The 16,431-nt window shown below is 59.3% G+C and carries 16 protein-coding genes and 5 pseudogenes; 8 read left to right on the plus strand and 13 right to left on the minus strand.

Features of this window, described 5'->3' with window-relative positions; translation table 11 throughout:
- Positions 1-52: 52 nt before the first annotated feature.
- From tnpB to OMK73_RS00800, 8 genes and pseudogenes are all read right to left on the minus strand, one after another.
- Positions 53-406, minus strand: a complete 354-nt coding sequence (gene tnpB / locus OMK73_RS00770; RefSeq protein WP_267600283.1) for an IS66 family insertion sequence element accessory protein TnpB — start codon at positions 404-406, stop codon at positions 53-55.
- A 109-nt stretch (positions 407-515) separates the two neighbouring features.
- A complete protein-coding gene (gene tnpA, locus OMK73_RS00775) occupies positions 516-878 on the minus strand; it encodes an IS66-like element accessory protein TnpA (RefSeq protein WP_267600284.1) in 363 nt (120 codons plus the stop codon).
- A 79-nt stretch (positions 879-957) separates the two neighbouring features.
- A pseudogene (locus OMK73_RS00780) lies at positions 958-1,530 on the minus strand (ATP-binding protein); the annotation flags it as partial.
- Positions 1,527-3,095, minus strand: coding sequence for an IS21 family transposase (gene istA, locus OMK73_RS00785; protein WP_267600285.1), 1,569 nt, complete (start codon positions 3,093-3,095; stop codon positions 1,527-1,529). The pseudogene OMK73_RS00780 and the gene istA, both read right to left, overlap by 4 nt.
- A 327-nt stretch (positions 3,096-3,422) precedes the next feature.
- Complete coding sequence (locus tag OMK73_RS00790) at positions 3,423-3,764, minus strand: IS110 family transposase (protein WP_267600286.1); 342 nt, start codon at positions 3,762-3,764, stop codon at positions 3,423-3,425.
- Positions 3,765-4,089: 325 nt separating this feature from the next.
- Positions 4,090-4,898, minus strand: a pseudogene (locus OMK73_RS38615) (hypothetical protein).
- Positions 4,868-5,293, minus strand: a complete 426-nt coding sequence (locus OMK73_RS37985; RefSeq protein ID WP_324291624.1) for a hypothetical protein — start codon at positions 5,291-5,293, stop codon at positions 4,868-4,870. The pseudogene OMK73_RS38615 and the gene OMK73_RS37985 overlap by 31 nt, the downstream one beginning before the upstream one ends.
- Positions 5,294-5,383: 90 nt before the next feature.
- On the minus strand, positions 5,384-6,286 hold the full coding sequence (locus tag OMK73_RS00800; protein ID WP_324291625.1) for an LLM class flavin-dependent oxidoreductase: 903 nt from the start codon (positions 6,284-6,286) through the stop codon (positions 5,384-5,386).
- A 966-nt stretch (positions 6,287-7,252) separates the two neighbouring features.
- On the opposite strand from OMK73_RS00800, the gene OMK73_RS00805 reads away from it, so the two are divergent.
- The 3 genes and pseudogenes from OMK73_RS00805 to OMK73_RS00815 form a co-directional block, all read left to right on the plus strand.
- The gene (locus tag OMK73_RS00805; protein ID WP_267600287.1) at positions 7,253-7,705 is read left to right on the plus strand and encodes a hypothetical protein; all 453 of its coding nucleotides are present in this window, start codon (positions 7,253-7,255) and stop codon (positions 7,703-7,705) included.
- 293 nt (positions 7,706-7,998) lie between these two features.
- Positions 7,999-8,516: pseudogene (locus tag OMK73_RS00810) on the plus strand (Dps family protein).
- 192 nt (positions 8,517-8,708) lie between these two features.
- Positions 8,709-9,705 (plus strand): annotated as a pseudogene (locus tag OMK73_RS00815) (IS5 family transposase); the annotation flags it as partial.
- Here OMK73_RS00815 and OMK73_RS38620 read toward each other — a convergent pair.
- Positions 9,663-10,043 (minus strand): GNAT family N-acetyltransferase, encoded by a 381-nt coding sequence (locus OMK73_RS38620; protein ID WP_420715447.1) that lies wholly within the window; start codon positions 10,041-10,043, stop codon positions 9,663-9,665. The pseudogene OMK73_RS00815 and the gene OMK73_RS38620 sit on opposite strands and share 43 nt — an antisense overlap.
- Before the next feature lie 933 nt (positions 10,044-10,976).
- Here OMK73_RS38620 and OMK73_RS00820 point away from each other — a divergent pair.
- A complete protein-coding gene (locus tag OMK73_RS00820) occupies positions 10,977-11,660 on the plus strand; it encodes a hydrolase (protein WP_267600288.1) in 684 nt (227 codons plus the stop codon).
- A 43-nt stretch (positions 11,661-11,703) separates the two neighbouring features.
- Entirely contained in the window at positions 11,704-11,880 is a 177-nt protein-coding gene (locus OMK73_RS00825; RefSeq protein WP_267600289.1) for a hypothetical protein, read from the plus strand.
- On the opposite strand, the pseudogene OMK73_RS38625 reads toward OMK73_RS00825, so the two are convergent.
- The 4 genes and pseudogenes from OMK73_RS38625 to OMK73_RS00840 all read right to left on the minus strand — a co-directional run.
- Positions 11,873-12,145 (minus strand): annotated as a pseudogene (locus OMK73_RS38625) (transposase); the annotation flags it as partial. The gene OMK73_RS00825 and the pseudogene OMK73_RS38625 overlap by 8 nt on opposite strands.
- 72 nt (positions 12,146-12,217) lie before the next feature.
- Positions 12,218-12,478, minus strand: coding sequence for a UBP-type zinc finger domain-containing protein (locus OMK73_RS00830; RefSeq protein ID WP_267600290.1), 261 nt, complete (start codon positions 12,476-12,478; stop codon positions 12,218-12,220).
- 476 nt (positions 12,479-12,954) lie between these two features.
- Positions 12,955-13,602 carry a DsbA family protein gene (locus tag OMK73_RS00835; protein ID WP_267600291.1) on the minus strand — a complete coding sequence of 216 codons (648 nt, stop codon included), beginning with the start codon at positions 13,600-13,602 and terminating at the stop codon, positions 12,955-12,957.
- A 1-nt stretch (position 13,603) separates the two neighbouring features.
- Positions 13,604-14,266, minus strand: a complete 663-nt coding sequence (locus OMK73_RS00840; RefSeq protein ID WP_267600292.1) for a DsbA family oxidoreductase — start codon at positions 14,264-14,266, stop codon at positions 13,604-13,606.
- A 241-nt stretch (positions 14,267-14,507) separates the two neighbouring features.
- On the opposite strand from OMK73_RS00840, the gene OMK73_RS37990 reads away from it, so the two are divergent.
- The 3 genes from OMK73_RS37990 (at position 14,508) to OMK73_RS00850 (ending at position 16,430) form a co-directional block, all read left to right on the plus strand.
- Positions 14,508-15,179 carry an FAD-dependent monooxygenase gene (locus OMK73_RS37990; RefSeq protein WP_324291626.1) on the plus strand — a complete coding sequence of 224 codons (672 nt, stop codon included), beginning with the start codon at positions 14,508-14,510 and terminating at the stop codon, positions 15,177-15,179.
- Positions 15,179-15,709, plus strand: a complete 531-nt coding sequence (locus tag OMK73_RS37995; RefSeq protein ID WP_324291627.1) for a hypothetical protein — start codon at positions 15,179-15,181, stop codon at positions 15,707-15,709. The genes OMK73_RS37990 and OMK73_RS37995 overlap by 1 nt, the downstream gene beginning before the upstream one ends.
- Before the next feature lie 232 nt (positions 15,710-15,941).
- Positions 15,942-16,430, plus strand: a complete 489-nt coding sequence (locus OMK73_RS00850; protein ID WP_267600293.1) for a VOC family protein — start codon at positions 15,942-15,944, stop codon at positions 16,428-16,430.
- The last annotated feature ends 1 nt before the right edge of the window (position 16,431 follow it).

Below are 16,431 nucleotides of genomic sequence, written 5' to 3' on the forward strand. Positions count from 1 at the left end.
ACACGATAGTGCAGCCGCCCCTCAATCGGGTATACGTCACACCGAACGACCATCAAGCCGTGTGCTGATATTTGCGCGATGGGTGCCGCTTCACGGCGTCCAGGTCGATGCCGTCCAGTAGCCAGTGCAACTGTTCGGTCGTGAGCTCGATCACCGCGTGCTCACGCCGCGGCCACACAAAACGGTCTTCCTCCAACCGCTTCATAAGCATCCAGAACCCGTTTCGATCCCACAGTAAAAGCTTGATGCGGTTGCGCCGACGGTTATGAAAGGCGTAGACGGCGCGGGAAAACGGATCAAGCTGCATCGACTGCTCGACCAAGGCAACCAACCCATTTATCCCGAGGCGGAAGTCCACTGCATTGCGGTGCAGGTAGACCTGCAGATCAGCGTCGAGCCGGAACATCAACGCGCTCCCAACGCTTCGATCATCGCCTTTACCAGCGCAACGTCCTGTCCACCACATTCGAGTTCCACCGTCACGCCGTTGGGCAGCCGCGCCGTGAGTAGCGCGGTCAGAGGTGGGCGCGGCGATGTTTGGGGGAGGCAGGCGCCCGGGCCGGCAGGCATTCCAGCGATGCCGGAGATTCCGGAACGCGCATCGCGCCGCCAACCTCGACGACCGGTACGAACGCTGGCAATGCAGGTTCCCCACTATCGGCCGCCGCGGCTTCCGTTGTCGCCTGGTACAGCCGAATCCACTTGCGCAACTGGTTCGTATTGATGCCGACCTTAAGTGCCATCCCAGCTACCGATACCCCTGGCCGTAGACACGCTTCGACCAGTTGGCGCTTATCCCCGGGGTCAAAGTCTCGCTTTCCGTTGGAGCGAACCCGGATCACCCTCAGTGGCGGAACTTCACATTCGAATTCCATCATGGCTTGCGTCCGCAAATAGTGGTTGCGGACGCAAGCCTGCCCATCTCAGCAGCAAAAGCTAGGTGTGCTTATTTTCGCGCTTACGATGGACCAAGGTCTGCAGCAGTTCGGCGGCGGCGTCCGGGATGCGTTTTGCCAGGAACAGGTCGTCGAGCACCACCAGTTCCGGCTCGAGCAAGGCCGTGAGCAGTCTGTCCTGATCGGCACGCGTGTCCACGGCGTAGCCGGCGAACACCGTGTCGGACTCGACGTAACGCACCTTCATGCCCTGTAGGGTAGCGTTGTACGCAATGGCCTTGGCAATGTGGCTCTTGCCGGTGCCGGGCTTGCCAATTAGCAGCGCATTGTCAGCGTCGGCGATGAACTTCAAGGTGTGCAACTCGAAGCAGGCCTGACGCGGCAGCTTCGGGTTGAACGCCCAATCGAAGTCGACCAGGGTTCGGCGCTCATCCAGGCCGGACCGCTGGTAGCGCCGCTCGAGTAGCCGGGAACGGCGGCGATCCAGTTCATCTTGCAGGATCATGGAGAAGGTCTCGAGGAAGGGTTGCTGGCCCGCCTGGGCCTGCAGCACGCGGGTCTCCAGTGTGGCGCCAACACCGGACAGGCGCAGTTCGCGCAAGGCACGATCGATTTCAGCAAAGCTCATGGTCATGGGTGATCTCCTGGGTTGGCGGCGGCGCTTTGTCTGGCGCCGAGCGAGAACAGGTCGGCATAGTCGTCGCCGCCCCGAATCAAAGGATTTTCCTGGGTCAGGGGCAGTTCGCCCTGGATTGGCGTATCGAGGTCGGCCAGCGCTTGCTCGAGCAGGCGTTCGGTCAAGGCTTTGACCTGCCGGTAGCTGGGCGCACCTTCGCGCAAGGCGGTTTCGCACGCCGCGTCGATCAGCCGACGGGGATACCGCCGGACAAGACCCACGATGCCCCACAGCTTGCGCTGGCCCACACGCCCCTCGGTGTCGAACAAGAGCTGGCACAGGCGTTCGGCGGAGGACCCGATGGCTTTGGCCTGGGCAAGAATGCGCCGTGTCTCGCGCGAGGGATTAAAGAGGCGCTCGTCCTGCGGCAGCACCACCGAGCCGGGCCTGTCCGCCAGATCGTGGCTGCGCAGCAAGGCCTGGGTTTTCAGGTCACGGATTTCCAGACGATGCGCGTACTTGCGCACCAGCACCCGGCTGCCAATAGCCGCCGGCCGGGCCGCGTAGCTGCTGTGATCGACGCGAATGCACGTGTCGTCGTAGACGGTGTAGACCTTGTCGGTGAAGTACTCGAAGTTATGCACCGGCAGTGCCCGCAGATGAGGGCGTTCTTCCTCGAACATCGCCTGGACCTGACGCCGAGTGCTGCCGTGGATCCGCTTGGAGGCCCAGTTCGTCTCCCATTGTTCAAGGAAGATGTTTTGCTCTTCGATCGACTCGAAGCGGCGTCCCTTCAGGGCGGTCGCCTGGGTATGCTGGATCGCGTTCTCGACCGTGCCCTTGCGATTGGGGTCGCGCACGCGCGCCGGATCGGCCACCACGCCGTAGTGGGCCAGCATGGCCGCATACACCGGGTTGAGCTCGGGCTCATATAGGTCGGGCTTGAGGACACCTTCCTTCAAATTGTCCAAGACCACGTACTGGCTCACGCCGCCGAAGTGGCGCCAGGCCTGCTCGTGGAGTTCTGCCCAGACCTGCTGACTCGATTTCCACACCACGCGCCGGAAGCTGCGGCGAGAATATCGCAACGTCATCACGAACAGCCGCGGCTTGCGATAACGGTCCGTGCCTGGCATCCGGGTCGGAGCACCTTCACCGTAGTCGACCTGCGCCTCCTCGCCGGGCAGGAACTCCAACCGGTCGAATTGTGCCGGCGCGTGATGGCGCAAGATCCTGACGAAGCGCTTGACGCTTTCGTAGCTGGAAGCAAAGCCGAACTGGTCCACCAGGTCCTGGTAGATGGCCGTGGCGTTACGATGCAGACGCACCTGGACAAATTCCTGGTACGGCGCGCAGGCCGACAACGTGTTTCCGTTATTTGCCGGCGGTCGGGGTGGAGGAATTTGCGGCCCAGAGCCGGTGGTCACCGTGGGGGAGTTTGCCTGAGCGGCGGCAAATCGTTCTTGATATCCTCGAATCGTCTTGCGATCGATTCCGGTAATGCGTGCGATCTCCCGCTGGCCTTTGCCTGCCGCGACCAGCGTAGCAATGGTGGTTTGTAGATGTGGCTTCAAGACGTTCACTCCGGCAACCCCTCTGCTTCATGCGAGGGGAACAAGGTAACGTCCTGCCGGGCGCCTACATCACTTTCAGCGCCCCTTCAGGTGGGGGAGTTTGAGGTGACCACAGGTGGGGGAGTTTGACCGACCATCGGGGTCCGGTGATCTGGACTACCGGGACCCCGGTGCGGACCATTACGAGCAGCAATACCGCGACCGAGTCATCAAGCGGCTTCACCGCCGTGCGGCCCAGTTCGGATTTGCGCTTCAGCCGCAGGATACGCTGAGTCGTGGGTGAGTTTCTTAGGAAGGCTTTGCTGTTGGCAAGGTTGACCTTTCATCTCTAGCTCGCTATCGCGCGTCGTTGACGTTGCTCTTGCGACCCGGGACGGCGCGTGCTTCGCGGGCATTCGCCAGAACGACCTCAAGCCCGTGTGACTCAAGAATCTCGTAGGCGGCGACCCAGTAGACGCCGGTCGATTCCATCACGACCGTTTTTACCCCCGTCGCGACAAGCCAGTTGGCCATGCGCTCCAGATCGCTGGTGAACGCCTGGAATGTCTGCACGGGTTCATCGCAAAGATCCGGACTGACAGCAACGACATGGAATCGTGAGCCGATATCAATACCGGCAGCGAATGGATGAATGATCGGCAGCCCAGTGGGCTTGAATCTCAAACGCTCTTTGGGCATGGTCCACCTCCTGGATAGTCAGGCGCAGGACGGGGAGTCGGATTTGATCAATTTCCTAAACGGGGTCGCCCGGAGGCGCCGCCACAGATGAGTCCGCAGCTTCCCCTGGGCCAGGTTTTTTGACGGGGTTCATACCTCCAAGAAGATAACGGCCACAGTCTCTGCGCGCATGCAGTGTACTCGACTGGAGTTTCTACTCATAAGGGCCACGGGCAACCGTGTGGGGCGGGTTTTTTAAGGTATGACGACGCCAACCATCGGTGCCGACCGAATCGGACTTCCAGAGGTGTGCACAATCACGCGATTATCTGAAGTGTTCACGATGCTATCGCCTCTTTGGAGGTTCTACGCACTTGGCGCCTGGGCGGGGCGAGCCGTTGCAGCAGCCCCCTGAATCCCCATGATTCTGTTCCCCATGGCCACCCCCGTCCAACATTTCCTTTCCTTCGCGAAGCTGCTGCTGCTCCCAGCGACCCAGGCTCGCATCAATGCCGGACGTGCCGCTTGAAAGAGCTTCAGCGAGCGCAACCGCATTCGCCGCGGCCTTGGCTGTGCTCCCGGCGGTATGTGGCCGTGGGATAAAGGCGGCGTCCCCGAGAAGCACCGCGCGGCCAAAGACCATTTTTCTTACCTGAAGATCCAGAATCCCCTGCACAAATGGCTCCTTCGAGGCTGCCACGAGGTCTTGGAACGTCGGCGCGAGGAGCCTGGCAGCAGCTTCGCGCAGTTCGAGGAGGAACTCCATTCTTGCCATGCCAGGCGGCAAAGAGTTGTTCCGCCTGTGCCCATCCTTATCTGTCATCAACGCGGCAAGTTCGCCCCCGCAGCGACCTTGCGATACCAGACCCAATTCCAGCGTCGTTCCCCTTCAGTTGTGGAGCCATTGGCTCCGGGAACCAAATATTCCAACATCAGATGTCCAACGCCTTGTTGGAATGCAAAGGTATTCCTTAGCATCCGAACGGCTTGCTCGGACAGTTCAAGCTCCGGCACCAGGCCGCGCCACGCCACATACCCCGAAAAAGTTGGAGTCACTTCTGGCAGCAACTGTGCGCGCAAGGTGGAGCGTGGCCCATCCGCACCGATCAGGAGATCACCGACTTCTACGCGACCGCTCGCGAAATGCGCCCGCACACTCTCGCCAACTTGCTCGAATCTAATGAATTCCTCCCCCGCTTCACGAGTTGTTCAGGCAGGGCTCGGCTCATGGCAACATAAAGCATATTCCAAGAGGTTTGTGTCTGAGGCATGAAATGGCGGTGAATCACACTGCCGTTGCTATCCAAATAGATGCGATCCCCTGATGGCACACCCAGGGCTTCGGCCTGCGCTTGTCGGATTCCGGCAAAGTTGAACGCTGCGAGAATGTCTGGCTGAAGGACAATCCCTCCGCCGCGACTATCGAGATCCTTACCAGAGCGCTCGAACACCTGCACGTCCCATCCGATCGCTCGAAGTGCGGTTGCGGCAAACAGCCCACCGAGCGAGCCGCCAATGACGAGCGCGCGCGGAACTTTCGAGGTAGCCATGATGTTCTCTATATTGAGGCTTAAGTAAAGGAATTGGCCTTGCTGCCCATAGCCCCCTCCCGCAAGGCGGGGAGTACGTCCAGGCCGAGTTCATCCACGACCTCCAGGACGGGGCGCGATTTTCGCGAGAGATGCAGAATGACGTGTGCGACCCCGTGACGTTGCAGCCGCGCAAAGTAATCCACCAGGGCGCAGCGGCCGACGCGCAGTCCGATTTCGATAGGCTCCGCTGGGGCGGCCGGGTCCGCGAGAAGGTCGAGATGAACCGATTGAACGAATGGTTTCTGTATCCCAGCCGCTCGCTCTCGGAGTGCTGAGTGCCAAAGGCCGATTCGCCCTCGCTGACGTTCTTCTTCCCGACGTTGCCCAACCCTCGGCATGCTCGGCGATCCATTGCAGTGTTTGACGGGCCGAACCGACAGCGAGCATGGGGATCCGTGTTTTTGGAGCAAGGGCAAGGTCGTAACCTCCGGCTGTTGTCAACAGGATTTCTCTCTCCGTCGCGGATGGCGACAGGGCGGAACGAACGATGGCCCAATGAGCCCTAAAGACATCGCCGCGGAGCGCCTCGTCAAGGCCGAATGCGGCAAACTCGGCCTTCCGGTCACCCGAGCCCAAGCCCAAGATGAATCGGCCCTTGGTGAGACGATCCATGGAGAGGGCGAATTTCGAGAGGTGAAGGGGATGCCGCAACGGAAGCACCGCCGCTGCGGTTCCCAGCGCGATTGAACTGGTGGCAGCCGCCAACCGCGACAGCCATAGAAACGGGTCGTCGAGAGCAACTGCTTCCAAGCTTGTCCCTTGCGGGATCATAAGGGGAACGTCCCGTGCCCAGAGTGCCGCAAAACCAAGACGGTCCGCGCGTGCCGCCAAGCGGACCTCAAAATCGACGTCCGCCATCCTGTCGGCCTGATGAGCTACGGGCGTCATCAGGCCGATAGTCAGTCGTTCCGCAGCCAGAACCCTACTGTAGTCGAGGTTGAAGTCGTTCATCGTCGTCGCTCCGGTCGTTTTTAGGCAGGTCTACTATCCTCAAGTCTCCCTGCATCAGTACGGGACGCCTATAGCATCTCAAGGAATACACTGCTGGGCTGGGCACCAGTCACTTGATAGCCGCCGACGCGCACCGTTGGAACCGACCGTCCTGAGCTCGTAACTCTGTATTTGCGACCTCAACTGCGCTATTTGATGATTCCAGGTACTGCTTAACTTCACCCGTCGCACCTCATCGGAGGATGCGGCAGGCATGCCCCCGGCCCGCTCGAATACGTATGCGAGTGAGCGAAATCTACGCGAGTGGGGCGTAACAAGTTCCTCATTGCTGCAGTCGCGCCCCTGCTCTTCTGCGCCCGCCCCAATGTGGCTGACCAGACTGCGCATGCACGCGCAAGGATGCATGCCTACCGGGTCAATTGAGCCCAAGCGCAATGCCAAGCCGTTGCGATACGCGAGTGCCGGATCCAGCTTTCGGCTGCGCCTCGAAAGGCACCAGCAGCGTCCATGGCACGCTACTGTAGTCTGCGATATGCAGGCACCTCATGGTCTTCATCCTACTGAATTGATATGAATCCTTGCTAAACAGGGAGCACCCGCTCTCTTAGCGCCGAAACCGGAGGCCTCGCAGTGTAGGGGGACCACTCTGCTGACAGGGGGCTTTGCTCACGCCTTCCCATGCACGCCTTCGTGCACCGAGCGTCTTGGACGTGAGCTGAGCGATACCCGTGCCGCGCACGGATACGTCCTGCATCAAATCCAATCCTACCCAGCAATTCCAGAGCGATGAGTGTCGCGGGGCCTCGGAAAGCTGCATGCGCCTATTGCTGCCCCTCTTATCGCAGTGCGAGAGGTCTCTCCGAGACAAAACCCGGTCGAGGGCTTGAGGAACGCCACTGTCTTCCCGAATTTGCGACTTGGCGATCGCTCGCCAAGTGCTACCGGGACCACCTGGCCTTAGAGGCGGTGGAAACCCCTGATTGCGCTTCCGGCTATCTAGCATCCATCGAACAACTGGAAGCTACCGGCTCGCGGGCCCACCTCGGAATGCTATCCGGCTTACTGGCCGGACAGTTCCTTCGTTTGGGTCTCCTTAACGATGCCGCCAAGCTGCTAACGATGGCCATCGCCGACGGCGATAGAACAGGCAATCGGTGGTATCACAGCGAACTCCATCGCTTGCGAGCCGAGGTATCGCTTGCGGCACTCGATCTCCGGACCGCCGAAGCTGGCTTCCGCGACGCGATTATGCTCGCACGCGAGCATGGCGCTCGCTGGTTCGAGTTACGTGCGATGAGCGGCCTGACACAGCTTCAGAGGAATCAAGGAAAGATCGACGACGCAAGATCGCAGCAAACAGTGCACTCGATGGGGCACGGCGACGTGGCTCTTGCTTCACTGTTGAGCAAGAATCGTTAACACGATCTTGTCTTTCCCCTTCAGAAAAAAGGACAGTATATCGGGGACAGCAGAAAAACGTTCCAGTTAATAACAATTAAGCACAAGGTCACAACCGGCTAGTTCTAGGCGACATAAACTAGGTTTGTCCGCAGCTAAAGTTGATGCTATATAGCTTTCTACAAGAATAGATTGGAAGTTTATTTATTATTCATTATTAAGATGGATTTCACTGCTAGTTTATTGATGTGGCGCACCGTCCGAAGTGGCAAACTTCGTTTGTCGACTTACTCTTAATAACTCAGAGGCTTCACATGACCGATATGAAAAATGCCGCGGATAGAAGGAAAGCATCTCTCAATACGCCAAATGGCATTAGCGATGATGCGACTAGAGACATTTCTGCTGAACTCAATGCCCTTCTAGCGGATACAATTGCCCTATACCTGAAGACAAAAATTTCCACTGGCATATGTCAGGGCCATACTTTCGAGATTACCACCTTTTGCTCGACGAGCAGTCCGATCAAATCTATGCAATCACCGATCCCATCGCCGAGCGAGTGAGAAAGATTGGTGGCACCACAATTCGTTCGATTGGCCACTGTGCTCGCCTACAGCGTATCCTCGACAATAATGCAGATTTCGTTACCCCCGCTGACATGCTCGCCGAATTGAGAGAGGACAATATGTCGCTCGCTCGGTACATGCGGGAGACCCATTCTTTGTGCGACGAGTATGGGGATGTCGCCACAGCCAGCCTTTTAGAGCAATGGATCGATGAAGCAGAGCGACGCACGTGGTTTTTGTTTGAATCCGTTCGGACAAGCTGACCGGTACTCCGTGCGGGAGCGGGCCGCAGCGACGTAGTCGGCCCTGCAGAATCCCGTGAAGCTGCGCCACGCAAGGGATTGGGGTTTCTGAGAGGACCATAGAACTCCCGGAATCGATATGATCTGATTCACTTTCTGGGAGTTTTCGAGGCCAATCGATGAGCACACTTCTTTCGCAGCCGCCTGGACGCCATGATCGACCTGCGCCACCCATTGGCGATATTGGCCAAACGCATGCCATGGGACGCGATTGAAGTCAGTCTGGCACCGGTTTTCGAGCGCAAGGCACGCGATGGCCAAACGGTTGCGGATGCCGATCTGTTCGGACCGACGGTGGCAGTGGCTGGTGCCGGTGTGAGCGCAGCGGGACGTTCGCGTCTGCCGATTCGTTTGCTGGTAGGCCTGTTGTACTTGAAGCACGCCTATAACGAGAGCGATGAATCGGTATGTGAGCGCTGGGCACAAGACGTGTACTTCCAGTACTTCTGCGGTGAGGAATATTTCCAGGCCCGCCTGCCGTGCTCGCCGACCAACCTTGTGCGATTTCGCCAGGCGCTGGGCGAAGCCGGCGTCGAGGAATTGCTGGCTGCGAGAATTGCGGCCGCAGTACAGATGAAGGCGGTCAAGCCGGCCGAATTCGCTCGCATCATCGTCGACACGACGGTCCAGGAGAAGGCCGTTGCCTACCCGACCGATAGTCGTCTGTTAGAAGTGGCGCGTGCGAAGGTCGTGATGCTTGCCCAACGCGCTGGACTGGTGCTCAAACAGACCTTTGCGCGTGAGGGCAAACAACTGCGTCGCCGTGCCGGCGGCTATGCGCACGCGAAGCAATTCCGGCGTCTGCGCCGCGTGCTCAAACGACAACGGACCGTGCTCGGCCGTGTGCTGCGCGACATTGAGCGCAAGATGGCGGCGCAGCCCGAGAGTCAACAACAGGGGGCCGCGTCTGTGGATTGAGCGTGCCTGGCGCATCTGCCGGCAGCGGCCCAAGGATAAGAGCAAGTTGTACGCGCTGCATGCACCGGAGGTCGAATGCATCGGCAAAGGGAAAGCTCGCCAGCCGTATGAGTTCGGCGTGAAGGTCAACTTGGCGATCACCGCCAAGCAGGGACTGATCGTGGGCGCCCGCAGCTTCCCCGGCAATCCCTATGATGGCCATACGCTGGTGGCCCAGATCGAGCAAATCAGATCATGTGTTTGCGGAAGCAGCCCTCCTCTTTCGCGCCAAGGCGAACAATCGTACTGCGCGATTTGCACTGTCGGCATCCGCCTTGAATTCGACACGTCGGCAAGAAAGTCGCTCGAACGCATACCAAAGTTGAAGAAGTTTCGTTTCGGTTTGACGTGCGATCTCTGATATGCGGGCGAGATCCATGTCACTCCTATCTCGAGGCGGCGCTGGTCGGGTTCAATAAAATGGTATCGCGTCGAGCCGATGGCAGTTCCGCTTAGGCGATCAACGATCGCAAACGGTACCGCCTTGCGAGATTCGTACTTCGTAATCGCAGAGTCGATGAAAGACCTCATGATGCCCGGCTGGTGATGCTCGGTTGGCAGCCATCTCCAAATAGCAGGATCCACGCCGGCCTCTTCGAGCTACCGCGTGTAGCGTAGGCGTCACTCAATGTAGGCGGGAACCCCAAGGCACTATCCGAGCCGATGCCGATGCTGCATACCGTCAGCGAGGTGGCTCAAGCGTGGCCTGCTACCTTTGGCGCGATCAGTAGACCTCGCTCTCGTGCGATCGGGACAGAGGTTCGAGTCGAACTCGCCGACCCAAAAGATCGATGCGTGCGAAAAATCCATGGGCTCATCCGCTCCTGCCCCTTGGTACGCGACTTCCGAAACGCGCGACCGGTCTGCATCTGTCAGGCGCCTCGATTCGCTCCGGCCGTTTGGCAAGCTTTCTGCTCCGTTAGAGCATTAGTCAGTTTCATACTCGGTCTATTGGTGCAAACTAAGGCGCTGAAAGTCACATAGAAAAGCCAGTCATTCGCCCCTCCTCCAGAGTACCTTGATCAGGTCGGCTCGCCAATCCCCAGAGCACGAAGAGGTGTCTGTTATAGGAATCTTCGTTCAATGTCACCTGGCAACCGAGCGTTGTAGCCACATTGTGACGTCCGTCGGCCAGGCCAGACCCCGCACCCGATGGCCGGCCAACAATCATGCTGACAGTTCGGCAATCAATGCGCTCTAAGGAACGGTATCCATAGGGCCATTACACTTCATTTTACTTCTCTAACACCTATATCGTTGATCTGTCGATACATTCAGTTTTATTAAGATAATTTAAGACATATACAATTTCAATGATAGATAATTTTGATGCGGAAGGTTTTTGTTTTCTGCGCAACGATTTCACATGATAGTAATGAAATACCTATTTTTCAGGTGAGTATACGAAGCGGAAGCCAGATAACATGATCCTCCGCTTTCTTTATTCCCCCATCGGAGACCATTATGAGTAATCCCAAGCTCGAAGTCCTCACGCCTCAAAACAGTCAAATGATTTTCGTCGATCATCAACCGCAAATGGCATTCGGCGTACAGTCGATCGACCGACAGACGCTGAAGAACAATACTGTCGGTCTTGCTAAAGCGGCAAAGATCTTCAACATCCCGACGACCATTACATCTGTGGAGACCCACTTCTCGGGCTACGTCTACCCCGAGCTGCTTGATGTCTTCCCAGGGCAGAAGGTACTCGATCGGACGTCGATGAACTCATGGGACGATCAGAAAGTGCGTGACGCACTCGCGGCAACTGGACGGAAGAAGGTTGTTGTCTCAGGGCTTTGGACTGAGGTGTGCCTCAACACTTTTGTCCTTGGCGCGATGGGCGAGGGCGGCTACGAGATCTACGTGGTGGCCGATGCCTCTGGCGGTGTCTCCAGGGAAGCGCACGACTATTCCATGCAGCGCATGATCCAAGCCGGTGTTGTCCCCGTCACCTGGCAGCAGGTTATGCTGGAGTGGCAGCGGGATTGGGCTCGTCGCGATAGTTATGACGCCGTGATGGCGCTCGTAAAGGAGCACTCTGGCGCCTACGGTATGGGTGTGGACTATGCGAACACCATGATTCACAAGGCGCCACAGCGAACCGCCGGGACGCACGAAATCCTTGCCGCAGTACCCGCGCACTGACAGCGCTTATGTAGGTCGAGTATGCCCGTGCAAAGGATTCGACATGTACCTGGACGACATTTTCGAGGGCTGTCAGAATTTTTTTACAGGGCTGGAGGCCTACCGGGCGCGCGTCCCGGCAGGCCTCTGCTCCTATCTCCGCAATGGGGTTACGCAGGACGACCTTGTCGAGGCTCGTGAACTGGCGACTGGCGGCCATCCATGCCTCAACTGCCGGTGATGCCGTACAGCACCAGCCACAGCAGCTTGGTGGGCGCTTGATCGCTGGGAAGTGCCCACCAGCCTTGTTGCACGTGATGTCTTTGGTGGCGTTCGTGGTACGGGATGATCTTCCGGATAGCCGACGGGAAAGCGCAGAACAGGATAACCTGGTCCCATGCGTGGTGCCAGAAGGCGGCGATCGGGGGGATCTGCTTCCCCCAGTCGCCTTGCTCACAGTGCCCCCGCGCCGCCTGGGCAGCCTCGACGGTGGGAACTGTGTAGACACAGCCCTGAGCGTAGCCGCTACTTCTTAGCCACCTTATGCACGCCGTCGCCTCCTGCGCCAGTCCGTCGCTTCAGGAAGAGAGCTGCTCATCGACGTAGCACCACCGCCAAGTCTCTCCGGGCTCAAATGATTGAACAACCGGATGACCTGTTGCAAGATAATGCTTCGTCGCGTGCCTATTCGGTGAGCTATCGCAACAGCCGATATGGCCGCACGTCAGGCAGACACGCAAGTGAACCCAATGGCCGCCACTCTGGATGCATTCCTCACAACCGCGTCCTTTCGGCGACGCCAACGGCGCGTGAACGAGATGTTCACATTTTTCCGTCATTGTTGACCTCCCGACTGACAATCGCACTTGTAAGAGAAGCTAGAGACCATCCCGACTTCGCATCTGATCCGAATTGTTCCCGGTTCTACCAACGCTGCGCTAATCCATCTTACAACACATCCAGTTGTATAGCGGCTGTACGCAAAGCGGTGGTCACGTAGCGCATGTTGACCGTAGGCGTCTGCTATCTGTACGAACTGCGGAGCCACGAAGGAGCGCCTGTCGCTCGCATCCATGCGCGATCGCATTGCCTCTCCATTTGTTGGCATGAAGACAGTGATCGCGGCCCATCGCCAGTCTTTGCTGGACTCCCTGCGGTCCGCAGTCCATCAGCATCCGCGGTACAGCGCGCGTCAAGGCTGTGTCTGCTTCGTGCGCGAGATCGTCGAGCGTGACTATCCGATGGGACGTGCGGCGGAGCTCGCTATCACCGCGACCAGGTAGCAGAGCCCCGAGTCGTGACGCTACGCCCGGGGCTATCCGCGTGCCAGGAAGTCGGTGAGCGTCCTGCGGAACAGCTCCGGCTTGCCAAAGTACTGCTCCAAATGCAGCATGGTGAGCTTCCCGTTCCGCTCGATTGCCAGGGTCGGATAGCCGCACCCGCCTTCGGCCTCGAGGAACGCTTGCGTCTGCTCGAAGTGCTCGCCCAGTGCTCGCGTGGCCTGATCATACGCATCTGAGAACGCCTCGGCATCCAAGCCAAGTTCGACGGCAATGCGGATCAGCTCCTCCCGCTCGGCAATGGGCCGGCCTTCGACGTAATAAGCCGTCTGCAGCCGTTTAAGCATCTTCAGCCCGGCGCCGGCTACCGAGTCGGCGGCAAGCATGGCTGCCGTCGGCGGTCCCGAATCGAAGTTGACGCCATAGTCGAACTGCGTTCCCTGCTGGTAGGTTTCACTGAATACCTGGCCGCTGAGTGCGGTGATGCGTTCCTCATGGGGACGCACGAAATCGCGCCACTTTGGGGACATCATCTTCGCCTGCTCTCCGGCCAGCATGCCGCCGCTATGCGGCATTACATTGAGGCCATCGATCTCGGCGGCTACCGAGACCAGCGGCGCCAGCCCATAGCACCATCCACAAAAAGGGTCATAAACGTAGTGAAGCGTTGCGTGCTTGTCCATTTCAGTTCTCCAGTTTGTCGGCAGACACGGTGACCGCTTCCAGCGCCCTTTCCAGCACGGAGGCTGGTTGCGCCCCGCTGAGATCGGTGCTGCCGATCCGGATCGTCGGCACGGAGCGAATCCCATTCATGTGCGCACGCATTTCCTCCGCAACGACTTCGGCCTCGCCGCGCTTACCCGACAAGAAGTCCCGGGCCGCGTGCGCATCGAATCCCACTGACGCCGCAAGCGAAACCAGCACATCGATCGAACCGATGTCCTCCCCGCGCGAGAAGTAGGCAGAAAAAATCGCCTCGAACAGTGCCTCACTCTGTTGCACTTCGCCGCTACCTTGAGCGAATGCCATCAGCCGGTGGGCCAGACGGGTGTTGGGGGTGATCGCCACTACGTCGTAGTTGAAATCCAGCCCTACCCGCTTGCCCGCAATCGCGACCTCCACGTCCATGGCCCTGGATCGGGCCCAACTGCCGAACTTCGCGCTCCGGTATTCCTTCCTGTCGACGCCGGTTGCGGGCATATCCGGGTTGAGCTCGTACGGGGCGTAGGTGATGTTCGGGGCGACCTCCGACGTCAGGCGCTGCGCCGCAGTCTTCAGGTTCCGATGGCCGATCCAGCACCACGGGCAAATGAAGTCGTAGGTGACTTGGATGTCGACGGGTTCCATGGCTGCTCCTTGCGTTGATGATGGAGCAAGGTTAGTCCGCGACCCGCGCAGACTGAATAGCATAGCCGCGCAAACCTGCGTTGCCCACTGCGCAAAGCCGCCGGTAGGTAGCAGCGGCAATTGAAGACATCTGCGCTCCGCATTGCTCTCCAGGCAATGCAGTCTTGCGTCGCGCTTCCATTCTGCTTTCGATCTCTGCCATCTACGATCCAGGCCATCTCATCGCACATCGGAGCAGCACATGGACGCGAACCAATCCTCAATCCTCCAGCCCGTGACACCTGCCGCAGGCGAGCAGGCACGCGTTTCCGGCAACCCGCGCAGGGCACTGGTCATCGGTGGTTCGTTGGGCGGCCTGTTCACGGCCACCGCGCTGCGCGCTGTCGGCTGGGAAGTGGAAGTCTACGAACGCTCGCCCTCTGACCTGCAAAGCCGCGGCGGCGGTATCGTACTGCAACCTGAGGTACTGCGCGCCTTTCGCTTTGCCGGCATCGTCCCGGACGGCGCCCTTGGCGTGCAGTCGAATGAACGGCTGTACCTCGACGGCAGCGGTAACGTGGTCAACAGGCAGCATATGCCGCAGACCCAGACTTCCTGGAATACGCTCTACGCCACGCTGATCAGGCATTTCCCGAAGGCGCACTACCATCGGGGCGCCCAGTTGACTGCAGTCGAGCAGGACGAGCAAGGCGTCCATGCCACATTTGCCGACGGGCGCCGGGCAACAGGTGACTTGCTGATCGGCGCTGACGGCGCGAACTCCACCGTGCGCAAACTCATGCTGCCGGACGTCTCGCCCAGCTACGCCGGCTACGTGGTCTGGCGCGGGCTGATCGAAGAGAATCGACTGCCTGACGCCGCTAGGCCCTGCTCTACGAGAACTTCGTATTCCAGCACGACCCCGAGTCCCTGATGCTTCAGTACATGGTTCCCGGCGTAGACGGGTCGACTGCGCGGGGCCATCGCCGCTTTAACTGGCTGTGGTATCTGAAGGCCGCGCCGGGCGAAGAGCTTGACGCCGTGCTGACGGACCGCGATGGAAAGCGCCGCAGCCATTCCGTGCCGCCGGGCGCACTGTCGGCCGAGCAGGAGATGCGCTTCCGCCAGACCGGCGCGGAGCGTGCGAACCCGGCGTTCCAGGCCCTGATCGAGAACACGGAAGATATCTTCGTCCAGGAAATCCAGGATCTGCAGGTGCCCCGCATGGTGTTTGGGCGGGTTTTGCTTACCGGCGACGCCGCGTCCATTCCCCGGCCCCATACCGCCGGCAGCACGGCCAAGGCTGCTACCAACGCCGTTACACTCGCCCGGGTGCTCGACGGAGAGACCGATCTGGCGCGCGCGCTGCGGATCTGGCAGCAAGACCAGTTGACGCAAGGCATGCAAATGAGCCAGTGGGGGATCGGCATGGGCAATCGCATCATGGGGATTGCGCAGCACTGAACGGTATATGCCGGGCTGCGCCAGGCATATACAGGCTGGCCACCGCCTGCTCCCCTGGTGGGGCAGGACCACGGCAGGCAGCCGCTCAGTGCGCCAATCTAGGCACTTTCTTGACCATCACCCGACACGACCATCAGGGTAAATACCCCCCGCCGACCCTTGGCTGCTCCGGGTAGCTGCTCTACAATTTATCACACGATCACTAATCATTAGATAAATAGCAGAGGGACTTATGGCCATCACCAAGCTTGCACATTTCTCGATCCGCACCACGGATCTCGATAATTCCTGTGCCTTCTACCAGCGGATTCTCGGTTTCAAGCAAGGCTATCGCCCTCCCTTCGCTTTTCCCGGCGTATGGTTGTACATGGGCGGCGACGAGGGCGACTTCGGCACGGTGCACATCATCGGCGTGGATCCGAACAACCCTGGCGGACTGGCCGCCTACCTTGGCGACCGCGCGTTGCCTGCGACTGGCACCGGCACCCTTGACCACATCGCATTCCTGGCCACGGGCGTCCAGGACATGTGGGAGAAACTGAAGACCGAGGGCATTGCGTGGCGCGACCGCACCGTGCCCAGCCTCGGCCTGCATCAGGTCTTCATCGAGGATCCGTCCGGGGTCACCATCGAACTGAACTACCCCGCGGCCGAGGTGGCGGGTCTTGATATTCCCGGCAGCGCCACGGCCGCGCGCAGCCTTGAAGTTGCAGGAGACTGAT

Origin of the sequence: Cupriavidus sp. D39 (genome assembly GCF_026627925.1) — a bacterium.
Lineage (GTDB): Bacteria > Pseudomonadota > Gammaproteobacteria > Burkholderiales > Burkholderiaceae > Cupriavidus > Cupriavidus ulmosensis.

Coding starts and splice junctions, on each gene's coding strand:
- OMK73_RS00790 (WP_267600286.1), bottom strand. CDS start 3,764: ATGCCCAAAGAGCGTTTGAGATTCAAGCCCACTGGGCTGCCGATCATT.
- OMK73_RS00820 (WP_267600288.1), top strand. CDS start 10,977: ATGAGTAATCCCAAGCTCGAAGTCCTCACGCCTCAAAACAGTCAAATG.
- OMK73_RS37985 (WP_324291624.1), bottom strand. CDS start 5,293: ATGGCTACCTCGAAAGTTCCGCGCGCGCTCGTCATTGGCGGCTCGCTC.
- OMK73_RS00835 (WP_267600291.1), bottom strand. CDS start 13,602: ATGGACAAGCACGCAACGCTTCACTACGTTTATGACCCTTTTTGTGGA.
- tnpB (WP_267600283.1), bottom strand. CDS start 406: ATGTTCCGGCTCGACGCTGATCTGCAGGTCTACCTGCACCGCAATGCA.
- OMK73_RS00800 (WP_324291625.1), bottom strand. CDS start 6,286: ATGAACGACTTCAACCTCGACTACAGTAGGGTTCTGGCTGCGGAACGA.
- tnpA (WP_267600284.1), bottom strand. CDS start 878: ATGATGGAATTCGAATGTGAAGTTCCGCCACTGAGGGTGATCCGGGTT.
- OMK73_RS37995 (WP_324291627.1), top strand. CDS start 15,179: ATGCTTCAGTACATGGTTCCCGGCGTAGACGGGTCGACTGCGCGGGGC.
- OMK73_RS00840 (WP_267600292.1), bottom strand. CDS start 14,266: ATGGAACCCGTCGACATCCAAGTCACCTACGACTTCATTTGCCCGTGG.
- OMK73_RS37990 (WP_324291626.1), top strand. CDS start 14,508: ATGGACGCGAACCAATCCTCAATCCTCCAGCCCGTGACACCTGCCGCA.
- OMK73_RS00825 (WP_267600289.1), top strand. CDS start 11,704: ATGTACCTGGACGACATTTTCGAGGGCTGTCAGAATTTTTTTACAGGG.
- OMK73_RS00830 (WP_267600290.1), bottom strand. CDS start 12,478: ATGACGGAAAAATGTGAACATCTCGTTCACGCGCCGTTGGCGTCGCCG.
- OMK73_RS38620 (WP_420715447.1), bottom strand. CDS start 10,043: ATGAGGTCTTTCATCGACTCTGCGATTACGAAGTACGAATCTCGCAAG.
- OMK73_RS00850 (WP_267600293.1), top strand. CDS start 15,942: ATGGCCATCACCAAGCTTGCACATTTCTCGATCCGCACCACGGATCTC.